We start from the raw sequence: 18688 nt of genomic DNA on the forward strand, positions 1-18688 counted from the left end.
GGTGGACGATCGCCCGCCGAACCCACCACCGGAGTTGGTCAAGAATTGACGGTGGACTTAACGGTTCGAGACTCTTCGACTCTGGGTGAGCGCATCACTACCGCGGTGATTCCCGCGCCCACCACTGCGATGACGGCTGCACCGATGAACACTGCGGAGAACCCGTTCGTCAACTCCGTCAGGTCACCGAGTTGATCGGCGCCGAACATCGCCGCGATCGCGGTCATCACCGCGAGACCGACAGCCGAGCCGACCTGGTAACTGACGTTGACGATGCCGGAAGCCAATCCACCCTCCTCTGGGCGTGCGGCCGAAATCGCCGTACCCAGTGAAGGAATGAACGCCAGCGTCATACCGGCCGCAGCTACCAGCGAGGCCGGCAGCACGTCTACCCAGAAGTTGCCGGTGGGCCGGATCAACGACATCCAACCCAAACCTATTCCCAGGAACAGCAATCCGGCGACGATCATCGCTTTTGCGCCGAAGCGCGCCATGGCCCGTGGTGCCACGACGACCATGCCGAGCATGACGAAGATCGTCATCGGCAGCAGAGCCGCACCGGCGGGGAAGGCGCTGTATCCAAGCACTTGCTGCAGATACAGGTTCAGGAAGAACCACATCGGTATCCAGGCGGCGCCGAGCACGAGCTGAGCGATGTTCGCGGCACCGAGGTTGGGCGCCTTGAAGATTCCCAGACGCACGAGAGGCTCCCGACGCTTGGACTGGATCAATACGAATGCACCCAACAGAGCGGCCGACACGGCGAGCGCCAGCCACGTCTGCCCGGATCCCCATCCGACATCAGGTGCTCTGACGATGCCGAAGACTCCGACAGCAAGACCTGCGGTGACAGCGAGTGCGCCGAGGAAGTCGATCGACCCGGTACGTGCCGGTGCGTTCGGCATCAGGAGGGGAGTAGCGATCAGCGCGATGACGGCGATGGGAATGTTGAGGTAAAACACCCAAGGCCAGCTGGTGTATTCGGTGATGACGCCGCCGAGGAACACTCCGGCCGTACCGCCTGCCGGGGCGGCAGCGCCGTAGATGGACAGCGCCTTGGTCATCTCTTTCTGCGTGCTGCCGAACAGCATCATCAGCAAGGTGAGCGCCGATGGTGCGATGAGTGCGGCACCGGCACCCTGAACGGCGCGGCCCGCAAGTTCGACGGCAACGTTACCGGCGGCACCGGCGACAACGGAACCGATCAGCAGGATCAGCCAACCAGCGGAGAACACTCTGCGGGCGCCGAACAGGTCGGACAGGCGGCCGCCGAGGAGGAGTAGCCCGCCGAATGCGATGACGTACGCATTGAAGACCCAGGTCAGGCCTTCCTGGGAAAAGCCGAGATCGCTCTGCATCTGGGGGAGAGCGACACCGATGATCGAGGTGTCCATGATGACCATGAACTGAGCGGCGGCGATCAACGCCAACGCCCACCACTTACGGGTGGATTTCGGTTGTGTGGACATTCTGAGTTCCTTACCTCTACGGGGTATAGGTGATGCTCGTGTGGTCAGGGGGTGTCGAAAGCGAGCCTGGGCGACATCGGCGCAGCGCTTCGTTGAGGTGCGCGGGGAAATGCTGTTCTTGGAACTCATTCGGCCGGCGCTCTGCGTAGATGCGCATCGGATCTCCTTCGAGTGAATTCAGGGTGTTCGAGTAGTTCGTTGCATACCCTAGGGGGGTATGGTACAAATTGCAACAGGTTCGAATTCAAGGAGTGTCGAACCCGACGCAGACGGCAACGGAAGTGCTGCCGACCCAAACTTTGGAGGGCAAGATGTTCAGCAAGAACGGCTACACACTGGAATTGGTAACGTCGGAGGCGACTGTCGGCAGCAATGTACCTCTGCAATTCCGGATTCTGGATTCAGCGGGAACTCCGTTGACTCAGTACACGGACACCCACGACAAGCAGTTGCATCTGATCGTGGTCGGTCTGGACCTGACCGAGTTCCAGCACGTGCATCCCGAATTGGATGAGAACGGAAACTGGCATGTGTCAGTTGATTTCGCTCATTCGGGAGACTATCGAGTCTTCGCTGACTTCACCCCGGACGGCGGTGACGGAATCACGCTGAGTGCGGATGTACGCGTCGTCGGCTCCTATGATCCCCGGCCGTTGCCTGCCGCTGCTGCCGCCACGACGGTCGACGGATACACAGTCTCCCTCGAAGGCGCGGCCCATGCCGGCCAGACATCGAAGCTCACGCTCTCGGTCAGTCGTGACGGAATCCCGGTCACAGACTTGCAGCCCTACCTTGCCGCGTACGGGCATCTGGTCGCGTTGCGTGCCTCCGACCTCGCATATCTCCATGTGCATCCGGACGGTCATCCCGGTGACGGTGTCACGCCAGCTGGTCCGGCAATCACCTTCTACGCCAACATGCCGAGTGCCGAGGACTACCGATTGTTCTTGGACTTCAAACACGACGGGGTGGTGCGTACAGCGGAATTCACGCTGACGGCCGACAATGCGACCCCACCTGTGTCCGAACATGCGAACCACGCGCACCACGGGCACTGAGATCGAATGCGTTTCGCAGCAGCGGGAAAACAGGCATCGGCAATCGCCATGCACCCATCTGTTCGTGCAGTGGCGAAGTGCCTGGCGATGTGCGCAGTGATTGCTCTGCAGGACAACGGAAGCCGAAGAGTATCCGCACCTCGCCCCGGAAATGAGAATTGTTGCGACATCACGCGTTGACGAAAAGGAGGACATCGAATGTCGGAAGCGACAGAAGTTGGCAGTGCTCCAGGCAGTAATTCGACTGGCGATGCATGCTGCACGAGCGATTCGCACGGCTACATCTCCGCCAAGGACGACTACCTGGCGCGACTGCGTCGCATAGAAGGTCAATCTCGTGGCCTGCAGCGGATGGTCGACGAGGACAAGTACTGCATCGACATTCTCACTCAAGTCGCGGCGATGACCAAGGCTCTCCAGGCGGTAGCCATGGGCCTGCTCGAGGACCACATCGGCCACTGCGTCGTCAAAGCCGCTGTTGCCGGTGGACCCGAGGCGGACGCGAAGATCAAAGAAGCGAACGACGCGATTGCGCGATTGGTCCGCTCGTAGAACTGTGCTCGATGAACATTGATACGTTGGTGCGCATGTTCAGCATCGAGATCCGTCGTACATTCTCTGCGAGGCAAGGGCTTCCGGCGCCGGTTCGGGCACTGAAGAAACTGCCGCCGCTGATGCCTGTCGAGGGATTTCGGGTGACGATGCGAGTGGCGTTCTCGTTCGAGGACGACCAACTCGGAGAACGTGGATGGTTTGTCGACACGGACGCTCTGGACGAGTCCGTCGATCGATGTGCCGAGCAATTGGCGAGCGGTGCCTGGCCGGAGATTTTCGATTTCCGACCGTCATTCGAGAACGTTGCGAAGTGGGCTTTCACTGAACTTGCGTCCAGCATTCCTCAGCTGACCTACGTCGAACTCGACAACGAGACGATCGGTGTGGCAACAAGATACGTCAGATCACACTGATCTGACGTATCTCGTTGACGCACCGCGTTCGGTCGACCTGCCTACTGGTAGAGGCGCAACGCAGAACCGATGAAGGTCTTACCGAATGCGAGTCCGGCCTTGTTGAAGTAGAAGCTCAAGACCGTATCGGCAAACGGGACTGCGGACACCGTTTTGGTGATCTGTGACTCGGCGTCTGCCCACTCCGCGCACGCTGCGTCGCCGGTCAAGCCGGATGCCTTGGCAACGGCTGCTTCGTAGGCGGGGTTGTTGATCGAAGAGAAGTTCTTACCTGCTGCCGGAGCAGGACCGGAGAAGAACGGGACGAACCCGCTGGGAACCGAATTGTTGATCTGGATCCACGCGATGTCCCACTGGTTGTTGTCTTTGCCGCTGAGCATGACGTCGACAACCTTGGTCTGGTCGGCTCCTGTCACCTCGACGGTCGCGCCGAGGTCGGACCATGCCGTCTGAGTGAGTTCGGCTGCTGCGCTGCGCGCATCTTCGCCGGCAGCGTAGAAGAGGCGGAGGGTCAGCGGCTTTCCGTCCTTGCTTCGCTTGCCGTCAGAGCCGGCGGTCCAACCTGCAGCGTCCAGTGTTGCCTTTGCTGCGCTGAGGTCGAAGTCCGGAATGTTGCCTGCGACAGAGTCGTACACGCAGGCGCGGGGTTCGACGGAGACAAGACTTGTTGCGCGGGTGCCTTGGCCGCCAGTGATCACTTCAGCGAGATCGTCGAGATTGACGGCCTGGACTAGAGCTTTTCGAACGGCGGGATCACTGGTCGGATTATCCGCAATCTGATTGAAGTACATCTGACCGGCGGGAAGTGGGCGCTGGACCGAGTCGAAGTTGGCGGCATCGATGCGATCCTTGTCCGGACCGGCGATCGGAGATGCGCTCAGTTCGCCCGAGAGAAGCTGGTTTGCTGCGGTGCTGACATTGGGTGCCATGACAGCAATGACCGTCTTGGGGACACCCGGTGTGTCGGAGGTGGTGTCGTCGGGGCCCCAGCTGTAGCCGTCACGACGCTCGAACGTGTAGTGGTCGTTGGCCGAGACTTCGGTGACTTCGAACATGCCGGAGCCCAGCGACTTGTTGTTCGAGGCGGTCGGATCCTCGAGTCCGGCATCGCACATGATCGGGAGGCGGCTGATGGTGAGGAGGAGGAACGGGGTCGGCGCCGGAGTGGTTACCGTGATGGTGCGGGTGGCGAGATCGGCAGTGGCCGAAGCGCCGATGGGAACTGTGGTGCCACGTTGTTGTGAACCCTTGGCCGGATCGGCGACGAAGTTGATGTTGTTCGCGACGGTCTGTGCGGTCAGCGTCGATCCGTCGGTACAGGTCACGCCTTCACGAATGGTGAAGGACGCGGAGGTCGGCGTTTCTTCCCACTTCTCGGCCAACCATGGTTTGAATTCACTGGTTTCAGGATCCTGGTAGACCAGGGAGTCGTACGCCAGCTTCGAGATTTCCGCGGTTGTCGCCGAGCCGGACATGATCGGGTTGAGTGCGCCGGGATCGCCTTGCAACGCATACCGGAAGGTTCCGTCTGTCAGAGGCTCACTGCCACCGGAGCCCGAGGACGTGCCTCCCGAGCTGCAAGCCGACAACACGAGCGCGAGCCCCGCGGTCGCGGCAAGCGTCGAATAGGAGCGGTGTTTCATTGTGCCTCCGTGAAGGAGCCGGGGCCCGGGAGTGAATCGTGAGGGCGCAGTCGAGTGTGACCGCTAAATCTTGGCGTAGGACGTGACGGGCATCTCGGTTGATCCTCACGAAAATCCGGCAGATTTTTGTTCGATTTCACGAAGGCTGGAGTTCTGGCTCAGTTCAGGGGGAGTCGAGGGCACTTCGATGTGGCCACCCGGTCTCCGTGAGTACTACGGCCGGAACCGAGGTCGCCGGGGCGATCGGGCCGAGACCGCGGAGATCTTCGTCGTCGTCGATCTCGGACCAGAATTTTTCAGAAGAAACATCGAGGCCGAGAACGATCCACGGCGGTCCGGCCTTTTGAAAGGCAAAGGAGACGTTGCCGGTTCGAGGAACCGTCGCATCGAACAAATGGTCTCCGACGGGATAACCCTGCTGCTCGCCGATCAAAGTCACGGTCGTCGGTTCGAAGGATGCCTCGCGCAGAATCTGCTCCACTGCGCGGTCGAAGCTCTGCTGGGCGCTGAACTCTTTGTCCGGCTTCGAACCGCTGAACTCGGGAAAATGCGCACAACACAAAACATGAGAGCCTGCTGAGGTGCAGTACAGGCGAAACACGGGAAATCCACCGGCCACGACGCGTGACGTTAGCAGAGCGTCGAAATGAAGGAATTGCTGTTTCAGCAAAGATTGTTGCGTGAATTGCGGGAGATGTTCATCCTGGATGAATGAGCCACGAACACCACAATCACCACGAAAACTCCGATACCACCGAGAATCCGTACGCCAAGGCGGACGCACAATTCTGGAACTCGCTGTACGAAGAACGCCCAGCGCGGTGGAGCGGAAACCCCAACCCGCAGTTGATTGCCGAGGCCTCCGACCTCGCGCCGGGCACCGCACTGGACGTCGGTTGCGGTGAAGGCGCCGACGCTTTGTGGTTGGCGCGTCGCGGGTGGAAGGTCACCGGCACCGACATCTCGTCGGTTGCGCTCGGTCGCGCCCAGGCTCACGTCGAGGGCGAGGGCGTCGACATCGAATGGCTGGAAGCCGATCTGACGAAGTGGGATCCGCAGGGTCGTTCGTTCGATCTGGTGTCTGCGCAGTTCTTCCACATGCTCGAACCCGCGCGCGGGGAATTGTTCCGGGCGCTCGGCGATCTGGTCGCGCCGGATGGGCATCTTCTGATCGTGGGCCACTCGCCCCACGAGTCGCCCACCGAGCATCATCGGGCCATGCTGCATACCCCGGAATATGTGGAGTCGCTGTTCACCGATGGGTGGAAGGTGCTGGTCTCGGAGTCGCGGGAACGTGATCTCCCCGCGACCCCCGAGATGCATCACACCACGGATACCGTTGTGCTGCTTCAGCGATTGAGTGCGAGTACCGACAGCAACTCGTAGGCGACGTGAGCCGCTGCGATACCGGTGATCTCGGCGTGGTCGTACGCCGGCGCTACCTCGACGATGTCGGCGCCGACCACGTTGAGTCCCACCAACCCCCGCAGTGTGTTCAACAATTCGCGAGAGGTCATGCCGCCCGCTTCGGGTGTTCCGGTGCCCGGGGCGTGGGCGGGATCGAGTACGTCGATGTCGACGGAGACGTACACCGGCCCACCGTCGAGGCGCTTGCGCATGCGCTCGACGATGCTGGCGACGCCGTCGACCTCGTAGTCGTCACTGCGGATCACCTGGAAGCCGAGGACGCGGTCGTCCTCGAGGTCTTGCTCGCTGTAGAGCGGTCCACGGATACCGATGTGCTGCGAGCGCTCCATGTCGATCAGGCCCTCTTCGCTGGCGCGGCGGAAAGGGGTGCCGTGGGTGAATGGCTGACCGAAGTAGGTGTCCCAGGTGTCGAGGTGAGCGTCGAAGTGCAGGACGGCGATCGGGCCGTGATCGCGGGCCAGTGAGCGCAGGATCGGCAGTGCGATGGTGTGGTCGCCGCCGAGCGTGAGCACGGAGGAACCGTCGGCGCGCAGGTCGGTGACGGCGGACTGAACCGTCGTGAGAGCTTCCTGAATGTCGAAGGGGTTGACGCCGATGTCACCGAAATCGGCTACCTGCTGGTTGGCGAAGGGGGAGACCTTGAGCGCCGGGTTGTACGGACGCAGCAGCTTCGACGCAGCGCGGATGTGGCCCGGACCGAAACGAGCGCCGGGGCGGTAGCTGACACCCGAATCGAAAGGAATGCCGAGAATCGTCACGTCGGCGCGCGAGACCTCGTCCAGGCGCGGCAGACGCGCAAAAGTGGTCGGCTCGGCGTAGCGGGGGACGCGCGTGGCGTCGACGGGTCCGATGAACGATCCGGGGTTGTTGGTAGCCATGTGCAGAGGTCCCTGCTCTCGATTCGGCGCACACCGGGCGCCCTTCAGTGATGTAGCTCTCTGAGCAAGTATGGTTTCTTCAAGAGGCTCGGTTGTCAACCCCTGTTTCCTGAAAGGGACACGGTGGTCGTGAAGGAGTGGGTTCAGTGGCCAAGGCGAAGGAAGCGGTCGAGCCGGTCGGTCCGCGCATCGGGGTGAGGCTCAAGGCGGCACGTCAGTCGAAGCGATTGACCCTCGACGACCTGGCCGAGGCCTGCGGTGTGACCAAGGGGTACCTCTCGAAACTCGAGCGCGATCACGTCAACGCGTCGGTGGCGACCCTGATCAAGGTGTGTGCGGTGCTCGAGATCCCCGTCGGATCCCTGTTCGAGAATGCGTCCGCCGGTGAAGTGGTTCGCGCCGACGCCATGCCGCAAATCAGCTTCGGCGGCGAGAAGATGACGGAGTACCTGCTCACGCCTACCAACGAGCGTCGAATCCAGGTGCTGCTCGGCGAGCTGGAACCGGGTGGCGGAAGCGGTCAGGAGTTCTACAGCCTGCCGATCGACGTGAACTTCGTACACGTGCTCGAGGGTGGCCTGCGGGTCTCGTTCGAGGGCGGTCGGACGGATCCGAACGGTGAGGCCGTCGACGCCGAGGACGTTGTGCTCGAGGCGGGCGATTCCTTCACATTCACGCCTACGCACAATCACAGCTTTCAGGCCGAAGGCGCGGTTCTGGCGAAGGTTCTGTGGGTCCTGAATCCGGCGTTGCCGGAAGGGCCCCGCGCCCCGTCTTCGTGAGACTTGATTGCGTGAATGTTGATTCTTAGGAAACAAGTGTTGACATGATTGGCGGCACCAGTCACGCTGGTAGTTGTCCCCGTCACACGCACCGTCGAAAATTGGCGTCACGGAACTCCTGAAGGAGCGAACCATGCATGTCGATTCTGTCCGAGTTGGCCTGTTTCAAGGTCCGCTCACCACACCGGACACCTTTGCGTCGGTGGAGTTCAACCTCGCTGCGATCGATACGGCAGCCCGTGAGGCTGCTGCGTCCGGTGCGAAGATCCTCCTGACGCCGGAGATGTCCGCAACCGGCTACGACATCGGCGAACTGGTGTCGCTGCGTGCGGAGCCGGCCGACGGCCCGATCTTCGATTCCGTCGCCGCGATTGCTCGCAGCGCGGGCATCGCAGTCGTCTACGGCTATCCCGAACTCGACGGGGGAGATGTCTACAACAGCGTGCAGGTGGTGGGCAGCGACGGCACTTCGCTTGCGCACTATCGCAAGACGCACCTGTTCGGCACGCTCGACCGCGAGCACTTCCGGCCAGGTGAGACCTTGGTGGTCGGGTTCGACTTCGAGGGCATCCGCTGCGGATTGTTGATCTGCTACGACGTGGAATTTCCCGAAGCGGTTCGGGCACACGCCGACGCCGGAACCGAATGGCTGATCGTGCCGACGGGTTTGATGACTCCTTACGAACACATTGCGCAGCAGGTGGTTCCGGCCCGCGCATACGAAAGTCAGATGTTTCTCACCTACGTCAATCGCTGCGGTGCCGAAACCGACCTGACCTACTGCGGGCTCTCGTGCGCCATCTCGCCCGACGGTGCCGAGTTGGCGAGAGCCGGGGGTGGTCAGGAGTTGCTCTTCGCGGATCTTGCTGCCGCCACCGTCGCGCAATCGCGCACTCTCAATACGCATCTCGACGATCGACGCCTCGATCTGTATCCAGACCGTTCTGTCACAACTGTCTCCAAGGAGAACCGTAGATGACCATCCCAGTAGCTCCGGACAGTTCCTCGGAACCCGGCAAGCAGCCGCCGCTCACGATGTTCGGGCCGGATTTCCCGTTCCCGTACGACGATTACGTCTCCAGCCCGGCGAGGCTCGGCTCGGTGCCCGATCTGGTATTGGGTACCGAAGTTGCCGTGATCGGTGGCGGCCTCTCCGGCATGATCGCGGCCTACGAGTTGCTCAAAATCGGCCTCAAACCGATTGTCTACGAAGCCGATCAGATCGGTGGCCGGATGCGATCGGTCGAGTTCGACGGGCACCCCGGAGTAGTCGCCGAGATGGGCGCAATGCGTTTCCCACCGTCGTCGACGACGTTGTTCCACTACCTGAACGAACTGGGTCTGCAGACCGAGGAGTTCCCCAATCCTCTTGCCGAGGTCACGCCCAGCACGGTCATCGACCTCAAGGGCGAGAGCCACTACGCGCACGCTCTCGAGGATCTGCCGCCGATCTACACCGAGGTGGCAAAGGCCTGGCAGCGCACTCTCGAAGAGCATGCGGATCTGATTCCGTTGCAGCAGGCCATTCGTGACCGCGACACCGCAGAAATCAAGCGGATCTGGAACGACCTCGTGGTGCGCTACGACGACCAGACCTTCTACGGATTCCTCGCCGCGTCGAAGCATTTCAAGTCCTTCCACATGCGGGAAGTGTTCGGGCAGGTCGGATTCGGTACGGGTGGTTGGGATACCGACTACCCCAACTCGATCCTCGAAATCCTTCGTGTGGTCATCACGGCCGCCGACGACGACCACCGCGGCATCGTGGGTGGATCACAGCAGCTGCCGATGCGGTTGTGGAACCGCGCCCCGGCGCAGATGGCGCATTGGCCTGCCGGTACGACGGTCGCTTCGCTCAACGACGGCAAGACACGTCCCCGCGTCACCGAACTCCGACGTACCGAGCCTGGCAACATCACCGTCACGGACTCCGAAGGTTTCATTCGAACCTATGCGAGTGCTGTTGTGACAGTGCAGAGTTGGATGCTGCTGAACAACATCAGGTGCGACGACGATCTGTTCCCGATCGACCACTGGACTGCGATCGAGCGCACCCACTACATGGGTTCGACCAAGGTGTTCGTTCTCGTCGACCGCCCGTTCTGGAAGGACAAGGACCCCGTGACCGGCCGTGATTCGGTGTCGATGACACTGACCGACCGTATGAGTCGCGGCACCTACCTGCTCGATCAGGGCGAGGGAAAACCTGGCCTCATCTGTTTGTCGTACACCTGGTCGGATGATTCGCTGAAGCTGCTGGCGCTCGACGCCACCGAGCGCATGAACATCATGCTGCGCTCTCTCGAAGAGATCTACCCCGGCGTTGACTTCCGCAGCCACATCATCTCGAGCCCGGTGACGCTGTCGTGGGAAACCGAGCGCGACTTCATGGGCGCATTCAAGGCGAACCTTCCGGGGCACTACCGCTATCAGGAGCGCCTGTTCTCCCACTTCGTGCAGAATGATCTCGAACCGCGTCATCGGGGAATCTTCCTCGCCGGTGACGACGTGTCGTGGACCGCCGGCTGGGCTGAGGGCGCGATCCAGACCGCGATCAACGCGGTATGGGGCGTCGTCAACCATCTCGGCGGCGCTGCGCCTACCGAGAATCCCGGACCCGGCGACGTGTTCGAGGAGCTCGCTCCGATCAGGTTGGGCGACTGAGCTCACCGCAACTGCCGAAATGTCGTGCCCGATGGGGGTTGGTACTCCTATCGGGCACGACCTCTTTCCGGTGATCCACGCAACACTGGAAAGTGTTCGGATCCAATAATTTCCAGGAGGGTGTTCAATGGCGAGCACATCATCGGCGACCAAGACCGCAGCTGCAGAATCGAGATCGGCAGGCGGTGATCGACCCGGTGACCCGGCGCTCGAACTGGTCGCCGAACTGGCGGCAGCGGGCCAGCGACTCGTCTTCCGGCAGGGTGACGACCTGAGCAGTGGTGACCTGACCTGCGTGGTGCTGTGGCCGTCCGGAGAGCCCTCCCTCTCCGATCTGTGCGAGAACTTCGAATCCCTCGGACTCCGAGTGTCGACGCACCGCCCGATTCCGACCGTTCTGGGTTCGGCGCACTACTTCACCTTCGAGCCGAGCACTTTCGACGGAGGTGCGCTGGAGAAGATGGCGGACGCCTTCGAAGCCGTCATCGCCGGCCAGACCCGAATGGACGCCTTCTCCAGTCTGATCGGACGAGCAGACATCACGTGGCGCGACGCAGAGTTGCTGCGCGCTGCGTGCCGTTTCCTCGCTCAGGCTCGTATCGGGTTGTCCGAGAGCTACATCGTCGGAGTGTTGGCAGCGAAGCCACTCTTCGTACGACAGGCGATCGAACTCTTCACCGCGCGTTTCGATCCCACCGTTGCGGGATCGCGTGAGACAGCCGTGGCTACCGCGGCATCGGCCATCGACGAATCAGTCGACGGTGCAGACACTCTGGACGAGGACCGCGTCTTGCGCGGCGTGCGTTCGTTCCTGCAGGCGACTCTGCGCACCAACTGGTACCTGCGCGGCGAGAGCGGCGACCCGCTGCCGTACGCGTCTTTCAAGATCGACTCGCAGTTGCTCTCCACCCCACAGAAGACCGTTCCCTTCCGCGAGATCTACGTCAGCGCACCCAATGTCGAGGGCGTTCATCTGCGTAGTTCCTCCGTCGCCCGTGGCGGCCTGCGTTGGTCGGATCGATACGAGGACTACCGCACCGAGGCCCTGAGCCTCATGAAGACCCAGAGCGTGAAGAATTCCCCGATCGTTCCTTCGGGTGCCAAAGGCGCGTTCGTGGTTCGGGGCACGTCGTCACCGACTCCGGCGCAGGTGCAGGAGTCGTACAGCACCTTCATTCGCGGCTTGCTGGACGTGGTGGACAACATCGTCGACGGCGCAGCGGTACATCCGGCCGAAGTGATCGAGTACGACGGTGAAGACTCCTACCTCGTCGTGGCAGCAGACAAGGGGACTGCACGGTTCTCGGACGTCGCGAACGGCATCGCCGTCGAGCGTGGTTTCTGGCTCGGCGACGCTTTTGCTTCCGGCGGTTCGGCCGGATACGACCACAAGGCGATGGGCATCACCGCTCGCGGCGCCTGGGTAGCGGTACGACGCCACTTCGCCGAGCGCGACCTCGACGTCGACACCGATCCGTTCACCGTCGCGGGCATCGGCGACATGTCCGGCGACGTGTTCGGCAACGGAATGTTGCTCTCGCACAAGATCCGTCTGGTCGCGGCATTCGATCACCGCCACATCTTCATCGACCCGAACCCCGACACCGAGACGACGTTCGCCGAGCGCGCTCGGCTCTTCACCGTGCCGCGCTCGTCCTGGGACGACTTCGATCGCACCGTGATGTCGCCTGGCGGTGGCGTCTGGCCGCGCAGCGCGAAGTCGATCCGCCTTCCGCTCGAGGCGCGTGCGGCCCTCGGCATCACCGTGGAGAAGCTGACCCCTCAGGAACTGATCCGAGCGATCCTGTGCGCTCCGGTGGACCTGTTGTGGAACGGCGGCGTCGGTACCTACGTGAAAGCGTCGACCGAAAGCAATGTCGACGCAGCTGATCCGTCCAACGACGCAGTTCGCGTCAGTGGTGACGAGTTGCGTGCGACGGTGGTGGGTGAGGGCGGCAACCTCGGTTTCACCCAACGCGCTCGCATCGAATATGCCGCCGGCGGTGGCCGGATCAACGCCGACTTCATCGACAACGCGGCCGGCGTGGCTACCTCGGACCGCGAGGTCAACATCAAGATCGCACTCGCAGCGTTGGACGCGACCTCGCGTAATGAACTGCTCGCGGCCGCTCAGGACGAAGTGGCCGCGTCGGTGCTCGAGGCCAGTGAAGATCAGACCCTCGCGATCAGCCTGGCCGAGCACCGCGCTCCCGCTCTGCTCGATCAGCACGAGCGGTTGATCGAGAACCTGGTCTCGGCGGGCGCGATGAAGCGACTCGAAGAATCATTGCCGGACGCCAAGGCTCTGGCGGTCAGGGCGCGTGCCGGGCAGGGTCTCCTGCGGCCGGAACTTGCTGTGCTGGTGGCGCAATCGAAGAACGTGCTGACGGCGGAACTGGGCGCGTCGACCGTCCCGGACAATCAGATCTTCGCCGATCGTCTCCCGCAGTACTTCCCGCTCTCCGTCGTCGAGGCTGCACCGGACGCAGTCCGCGCACACCGGTTGGGCCGCGACATCATCATCACCTCGGTGGTCGACGAACTGGTCAACCGCGTCGGACCCGGCGTTCTGTTCCGGCTCGAGGAACACCTCGGAGTCCACAGTCCGGAAGCGGCTCTGGCCTACGCTGTGGTCAGCGAAGTGCTTGGCACAGAGGACCTTCGACGCGAAATCCTGAACTCCGATCTCAGTGCCACCGAACAGTTGAAGGCTCTCGATCGCTTGCAGCAGTTGTTGGAATCCGAGATGAGCTGGGTGTTGCGCCGCCCGGGTGCCGCAGGCCGGTTCACCGTGAACCCGCGCGCCGACATCGATCGATGGGCCGCTCCGGTGCGGGAGCTCACCGAAGGTTTGTCGGCAAGCGACCGTATCGAGGCGTCCTTCGGAGCGCTCGCCCTGGCGGACATTGCACTGCAGGAGAATACGACGGCCGCGGCCGCGGCGGCGATCTACCGGGAACTCTCCGCCGCTCTCGATCTGGGCGATGTTCTCGGCGGCGTCGACGTTGCCGTCGGTGCCTCGCATTGGGAGGTCATGGGCAGCGCCGCCGTCCATGCCAGGTTGACGGCGCGTTTCGCGGACCTCGTGTCCGGTGCGCTCGGTGAAGGTATTCCGGACGTGGTCGAGCTGTGGACCGCCGCCAATCCACAAGCGGTGCGCCGGTTCACGGCTTTGATGTCGAGTGTGAGCCGCAGCGGAGCGCTGGACACAGCACGGCTCTGCACGGTCGACGCCGAACTCGAACTACTCGTTCGCGGTGCGTCCAGCTTCGCTTCGGTGTGTGCTGCGGAGCCTTCAGCGGCCCTCCCAGGCGAGTAGCGAGAGCAGTAGTTCAGCTCTGACCCTGGCCTGCCCGAGGTCGCATTGCAGCAGTTCCTCGATGCGTGCGATGCGGCCTCGGAGGGTGTGCCGGTGAACACCGAGTTCGGCTGCGGCCGACTCCCATTGGCCGTTCGCCTCGAGATAGGCGCGCAGTGACGCGACCAGTGCGGTTCCGTGTGCCTGGTCGTGTTCCGTCAGCACCGGGATGGTGTCCGCAGCCATGGCGATCAGTGCCTCACGGGCAGGCTCGGACGCCAGAATCGTCGACCCGCTCAGAGCGTCGAACTCGAGAATGCGCGCCGTGGCCGTCGTGAGGTTGGCTGCGGCGCGGGCCTGAACGAGTGCGCGCGGTGCATCGAGAAGGCGGTGAGGGGTGCTGATTCCGGCACGCACAGCTTTTGCCTCGGTGGGGGAGAGTTGCGCCAGTAGCGTTTTGGCTGTGTCGATGGTGTCGGTTCCACGAAGGAGTACGGTCAGCGCGCCGTCTTCGGATTGAGCGAACAGCGGGCGGCCTGCCCGGGCGAGAGCGTTGTCGAGTTCGCGGAGAACGGGTCCGAGGCCGGATCCGCGAACGTGGACTACACGAACGTTGCCGTGGGTGTCGCTTGCTTCGTCCAGATACGACGGCACGCCGTCCTCGGGAATTCGGCCGTCGAGCAGAAGCCCGAAAGCCATGGCATTGAGTCGGGTTCGCTCGGCCCGTAGCCGAACAGGCTTCTCGAGTTCGAGGGTGAGCAACGAGACGGCATGCCCGAGCAGCACTCTGTCGATGTTGCTCAGGGGCCCGGCGCCGGCCATGGCGAGGTATCCGTGCCAACTGTCGGTGACTCCGACAGGGGACAGTGTCAACGTCCGTTCGGGTGTGCTCTGCGAGATCGACGCCGGAGCGTTGGGATCGCGGGTGGTGGCCGCGACCGCGCGAACCTCGTTGATCAACGACTTCTGGTTTGCCGGGTGCACCGCGGTGATCCGATTTCCGACAAACGCCACCGACGTTTTTGTGGCGGTGGCCAGTTCACGCACGATCGCAGAGACGCCACCGCGCAGCGCAACTCGGGTGATGCGTGTCTGTACTTCTGCGGCGCGCAGTACCGATTCGTATTCCTGCTGGCTCAGGCGAGTCATCACCGCGCGCGTGACGGCCGCGAAGGGGGTCGTGAACGGCACTTCCAGCAGGGGAAGTCCGCGACTGCGGGCGGCGGCAATCAGGTCGGCGGGCACACTCTCGTGGGAAAGGCCGGTCCCGAAACCCAGAGCCGACACTTCTGCGGCGGCCAGACGGTCGATGTACTCGCTGTAGTCGGTGGCGTCGGCGCCCACCAGTGCCAGCCCGGTGGTGAGCACCAACTCACCGCCAGAAAGCCACGGTGTGGGGTCCGTCAGCTCTGTGGCCTGCGCAAACGTGACGGGATGGGTGGCGGCCGCTCGGTCGGTGAGCAGGGCCAGCGAGAGGTGTTTCTGGCGCAAGAGCCACGAGATCGGAACCGTCACCTGATCAAGGCTAGCTGTCGTTGCCGATATGGAGTAGCCCCGCAGCGTCAGGTATCCATTTCGGCAGTGCTTGCGGTGCTTCGCGCGTCGCATACTCGAATGCAATACACAACCGAGAGGGTGGTCACATGAGTGCAATCGAATACCGGCTTCCGCAGGAGCGTCGCATCGTCACGGAGTTCCCGGGCCCGCGCTCGGCTGCGCTCGCCGAACGTCGTAAGAAGGTCGTCGGCGCAGGCGTCGCATCCACCCTTCCGGTCTACGTCGCCGACGCAGACGGCGGAGTCATCGTCGACGTCGACGGCAACTCGCTGATCGACCTCGGTGCCGGTATCGCGGTGACCAGCGTCGGCGCTTCCAACCCGGCCGTCGTGTCCGCAGTTCAGGATCAGGTCGCCCACTTCACCCACACCTGTTTCATGGTCGCTCCGTACGAGGGCTACGTCGAGGTCGCCGAGCGTCTCGCCGAACTCACCCCCGGTGACCACGAGAAGCGTTCCGTGCTGTTCAACTCCGGCGCAGAAGCCGTCGAGAACGCCGTCAAGATCGCCCGTCACGCGACCGGTCGCGACGCAGTCGTCGTCTTCGACCACGCGTACCACGGCCGCACCAACCTCACGATGGCACTGACCTCGAAGTCCATGCCGTACAAGAGCGGCTTCGGTCCGTTCGCCCCCGAGGTCTACCGCGTCCCGATGTCCTACCCGTACCGCGAGGGCCTCAACGTCGACGGCTCCAAGATCACCGGTGAGCAGGCCGCACAGCGCGCCATCACGATGATCGAGAAGCAGGTCGGCGCTGCCAACACGGCCGCCATCCTCATCGAGCCCATTCAGGGCGAGGGCGGATTCATCGTTCCCGCAGAAGGATTCCTCCCGACGCTCGTCGCGTGGGCCAAGGAGAACGGCGTCGTCTTCATCGCCGACGAGGTTCAGGCAGGCTTCGCTCGTACCGGCGCCTGGTTCGCCAGCGATCACGAGGGCATCGTCCCCGACCTGGTCACGCTCGCCAAGGGCATCGCCGGCGGCATGCCGCTCGCCGCTGTCACGGGCCGCGCCGAGCTCATCGACGCCGTCCACCCCGGCGGCCTCGGTGGCACCTACGGCGGTAACCCCGTCGCCTGCGCCGCTGCACTGGCGTCCATCGACCAGATGCGCGAGCTCGACCTCTGCGGCCGCGCACGCACCATCGAGTCGACCGTCGTCGGCCGAATGAACGCACTGGCAAAGGAACTCGACGTCATCGGTGACGTTCGCGGTCGCGGCGCCATGCTCGCCATCGAGCTGGTCAAGCCAGGTGGACAGGAGCCGGACGCCGACATCACCAAGAAGATCGCCGCCGAGTGCCTCGCTGCCGGCGTCGTGATCCTCACCTGCGGTACCTACGGCAACGTCATCCGCCTGCTCCCGCCGCTGGTCATCTCCGAGGAGCTGCTCGACGACGCGTTGACCGTCCTCGAGACCGCCATCCGCTCTGCAGCGCAGGGGAACTGACATGTCCAACGTCTCGGATCTTCTCGACTCGGTACCCAAGGGTCTCTGGCTCGGCGGCAAGCTCGTCCCGGCCGAGAAGACCTTTGCGGTCTACAACCCGGCAACGGGTGAGGAACTTGCCCAGGTAGCCGACGCCACCGCAGCCGACGGTATCCGCGCGCTCGACCTCGCCGCTGCGGCGCAGGAAGACTGGGCGGCCACTCCGGCACGTGTACGCGGCGAGATCCTGCGGACCGCCTTCGAATTGCTGCACGCCCGCGCCGAGGACTTCGCGCTGATGATGACCCTGGAAATGGGTAAGTCGTTGGCAGAGAGCCGCGGTGAGGTCAACTACGGCGGCGAATTCCTGCGCTGGTTCAGTGAGGAAGCAGTCCGCATCGGTGGCCGTTTCACGCAGGCTCCGGCCGGCAACGGTCGCATCCTGGTCACCAAGGAAGCCGTCGGACCGGTCCTCGCGATCACCCCGTGGAACTTCCCGCTCGCCATGGGCACGCGCAAGATCGGACCGGCGCTCGCTGCCGGTTGCACGATCATCGTCAAGCCGGCCGAGGACACTCCACTGACCATGCAGCTTCTCGGTCAGGTGTTTGCCGACGCGGGTCTGCCCGACGGTGTGCTCTCGATCCTCCCGACGTCCGACGCGGCTTCCATCAGCGGACCGTTGATGGAAGATGCGCGTCTGCGCAAGGTCACCTTCACCGGCTCCACCGGCGTCGGAAAGCTGTTGGTGCGCAATGCCGCTGACAAGCTGCTCCGAACGTCGATGGAACTCGGTGGCAATGCACCGTTCATCGTCTTCGACGACGCCGACATCGACGCGGCTGTCGACGGCGCAATGCTCGCGAAGATGCGCAACGGCGGCGAGGCCTGCACCGCGGCCAACCGCATCTACGTCGCCAACTCGGTGCGCGAGGAGTTCACCGACAAGTTCACCGCCAAGGTTGCGGCCTTGAAGGTGGGCGCCGGTGACGCCGAGGGCACCAACATCGGCCCGCTGATCAACACCAAGCAACTCGCAACCGTCACCGGACTCGTCGACGACGCCGTGTCCAAGGGTGCTCGCGTTCGCACCGGTGGATCGGCACCCGAAGGCCCCGGCTTCTTCTTCACCCCGACGGTTCTCGACCAGGTGCCCGCCGATGCGCGCCTGCTGAAGGAAGAGATCTTCGGACCCGTTGCGGCAGTAGTCGGTTTCGACACCGAAGACGAAGCGATCGCGGCTGCGAACAACACCGAGTACGGTCTCGTGGCGTACTTCTACACCCGTGACATCGACCGTGCGATGCGCGTCTCGGCCAAGCTGGACACCGGCATGGTGGGCGTCAACCGCGGCGCGATCTCCGATGCTGCCGCGCCGTTCGGTGGCGTGAAGGAATCGGGCTTCGGTCGTGAAGGCGGAACCGAGGGTATCGACGAGTACCTCGATACCAAGTACGTAGCGCTCTAACTTGCTGTGCGCCTTTATTAACCGCGGGCGGTTAATAAAGGCGCA

15 protein-coding genes are annotated in these 18688 nt (G+C 63.1%); 10 read left to right on the forward strand and 5 right to left on the reverse strand.

Annotated features, from left to right (window positions below; translation table 11 throughout):
• Nucleotides 1-38: 38 nt before the first annotated feature.
• Complete coding sequence (locus ACFWAD_RS17835) at nt 39-1469, reverse strand: MFS transporter (RefSeq protein WP_378546117.1); 1431 nt, start codon at nt 1467-1469, stop codon at nt 39-41.
• Nucleotides 1470-1720: 251 nt separating this feature from the next.
• Here ACFWAD_RS17835 and ACFWAD_RS17840 point away from each other — a divergent pair, with 251 nt between their 5' ends.
• From ACFWAD_RS17840 to ACFWAD_RS17850, 3 genes are all read left to right on the forward strand, one after another.
• Nucleotides 1721-2527 carry a hypothetical protein gene (locus tag ACFWAD_RS17840; RefSeq protein WP_378546120.1) on the forward strand — a complete coding sequence of 269 codons (807 nt, stop codon included), beginning with the start codon at nt 1721-1723 and terminating at the stop codon, nt 2525-2527.
• 198 nt (nt 2528-2725) lie between these two features.
• Nucleotides 2726-3079 carry a metal-sensitive transcriptional regulator gene (locus ACFWAD_RS17845; RefSeq protein ID WP_378534699.1) on the forward strand — a complete coding sequence of 118 codons (354 nt, stop codon included), beginning with the start codon at nt 2726-2728 and terminating at the stop codon, nt 3077-3079.
• Between the two features lie 11 nt (nt 3080-3090).
• On the forward strand, nt 3091-3495 hold the full coding sequence (locus ACFWAD_RS17850) for a 6-carboxytetrahydropterin synthase (RefSeq protein ID WP_378546123.1): 405 nt from the start codon (nt 3091-3093) through the stop codon (nt 3493-3495).
• 41 nt (nt 3496-3536) lie between these two features.
• Here the strand turns inward: ACFWAD_RS17850 and ACFWAD_RS17855 are convergent, their stop codons facing one another.
• Together ACFWAD_RS17855 and ACFWAD_RS17860 are read right to left on the reverse strand one after the other, a co-directional pair.
• On the reverse strand, nt 3537-5138 hold the full coding sequence (locus ACFWAD_RS17855; protein ID WP_378546126.1) for an ABC transporter substrate-binding protein: 1602 nt from the start codon (nt 5136-5138) through the stop codon (nt 3537-3539).
• Between the two features lie 163 nt (nt 5139-5301).
• Nucleotides 5302-5757, reverse strand: coding sequence for a hypothetical protein (locus tag ACFWAD_RS17860; RefSeq protein WP_378546129.1), 456 nt, complete (start codon nt 5755-5757; stop codon nt 5302-5304).
• A 92-nt stretch (nt 5758-5849) separates the two neighbouring features.
• Here ACFWAD_RS17860 and ACFWAD_RS17865 point away from each other — a divergent pair, with 92 nt between their 5' ends.
• Nucleotides 5850-6524, forward strand: a complete 675-nt coding sequence (locus tag ACFWAD_RS17865; RefSeq protein ID WP_378546132.1) for a class I SAM-dependent methyltransferase — start codon at nt 5850-5852, stop codon at nt 6522-6524.
• Here the strand turns inward: ACFWAD_RS17865 and speB are convergent.
• Entirely contained in the window at nt 6488-7444 is a 957-nt protein-coding gene (speB, locus tag ACFWAD_RS17870; protein ID WP_378546135.1) for an agmatinase, read from the reverse strand. The two genes, ACFWAD_RS17865 and speB, sit on opposite strands and share 37 nt — an antisense overlap.
• Nucleotides 7445-7590: 146 nt before the next feature.
• Between speB and ACFWAD_RS17875 the strand changes: the two genes are divergently transcribed.
• The 4 genes from ACFWAD_RS17875 to ACFWAD_RS17890 all read left to right on the forward strand — a co-directional run bounded on the left by ACFWAD_RS17875 (nt 7591) and on the right by ACFWAD_RS17890 (nt 14209).
• Nucleotides 7591-8226 carry a helix-turn-helix domain-containing protein gene (locus ACFWAD_RS17875; RefSeq protein ID WP_378546138.1) on the forward strand — a complete coding sequence of 212 codons (636 nt, stop codon included), beginning with the start codon at nt 7591-7593 and terminating at the stop codon, nt 8224-8226.
• 133 nt (nt 8227-8359) lie between these two features.
• The gene (locus ACFWAD_RS17880; protein WP_378546141.1) at nt 8360-9205 is read left to right on the forward strand and encodes a carbon-nitrogen hydrolase family protein; all 846 of its coding nucleotides are present in this window, start codon (nt 8360-8362) and stop codon (nt 9203-9205) included.
• Nucleotides 9202-10890: a flavin monoamine oxidase family protein gene (locus ACFWAD_RS17885; RefSeq protein WP_378546144.1), complete on the forward strand. Its 1689-nt coding sequence runs from the start codon at nt 9202-9204 to the stop codon at nt 10888-10890. The genes ACFWAD_RS17880 and ACFWAD_RS17885 overlap by 4 nt, the downstream gene beginning before the upstream one ends.
• A 127-nt stretch (nt 10891-11017) precedes the next feature.
• The gene (locus ACFWAD_RS17890; RefSeq protein ID WP_378546147.1) at nt 11018-14209 is read left to right on the forward strand and encodes an NAD-glutamate dehydrogenase domain-containing protein; all 3192 of its coding nucleotides are present in this window, start codon (nt 11018-11020) and stop codon (nt 14207-14209) included.
• Here the strand turns inward: ACFWAD_RS17890 and ACFWAD_RS17895 are convergent.
• Nucleotides 14186-15703: a PucR family transcriptional regulator gene (locus ACFWAD_RS17895; RefSeq protein ID WP_378546150.1), complete on the reverse strand. Its 1518-nt coding sequence runs from the start codon at nt 15701-15703 to the stop codon at nt 14186-14188. The two genes, ACFWAD_RS17890 and ACFWAD_RS17895, sit on opposite strands and share 24 nt — an antisense overlap.
• Nucleotides 15704-15831: 128 nt before the next feature.
• On the opposite strand from ACFWAD_RS17895, the gene gabT reads away from it, so the two are divergent.
• Nucleotides 15832-17196, forward strand: coding sequence for a 4-aminobutyrate--2-oxoglutarate transaminase (gabT, locus tag ACFWAD_RS17900; RefSeq protein WP_378546153.1), 1365 nt, complete (start codon nt 15832-15834; stop codon nt 17194-17196).
• A gap of 1 nt (nt 17197) precedes the next feature.
• Nucleotides 17198-18643, forward strand: a complete 1446-nt coding sequence (locus tag ACFWAD_RS17905) for an NAD-dependent succinate-semialdehyde dehydrogenase (protein ID WP_042922728.1) — start codon at nt 17198-17200, stop codon at nt 18641-18643.
• Nucleotides 18644-18688: the final 45 nt, after the last annotated feature.

Source organism: Rhodococcus sp. NPDC059969 (genome assembly GCF_042738325.1).
Taxonomy (GTDB): Bacteria; Actinomycetota; Actinomycetes; order Mycobacteriales; family Mycobacteriaceae; genus Rhodococcus_F.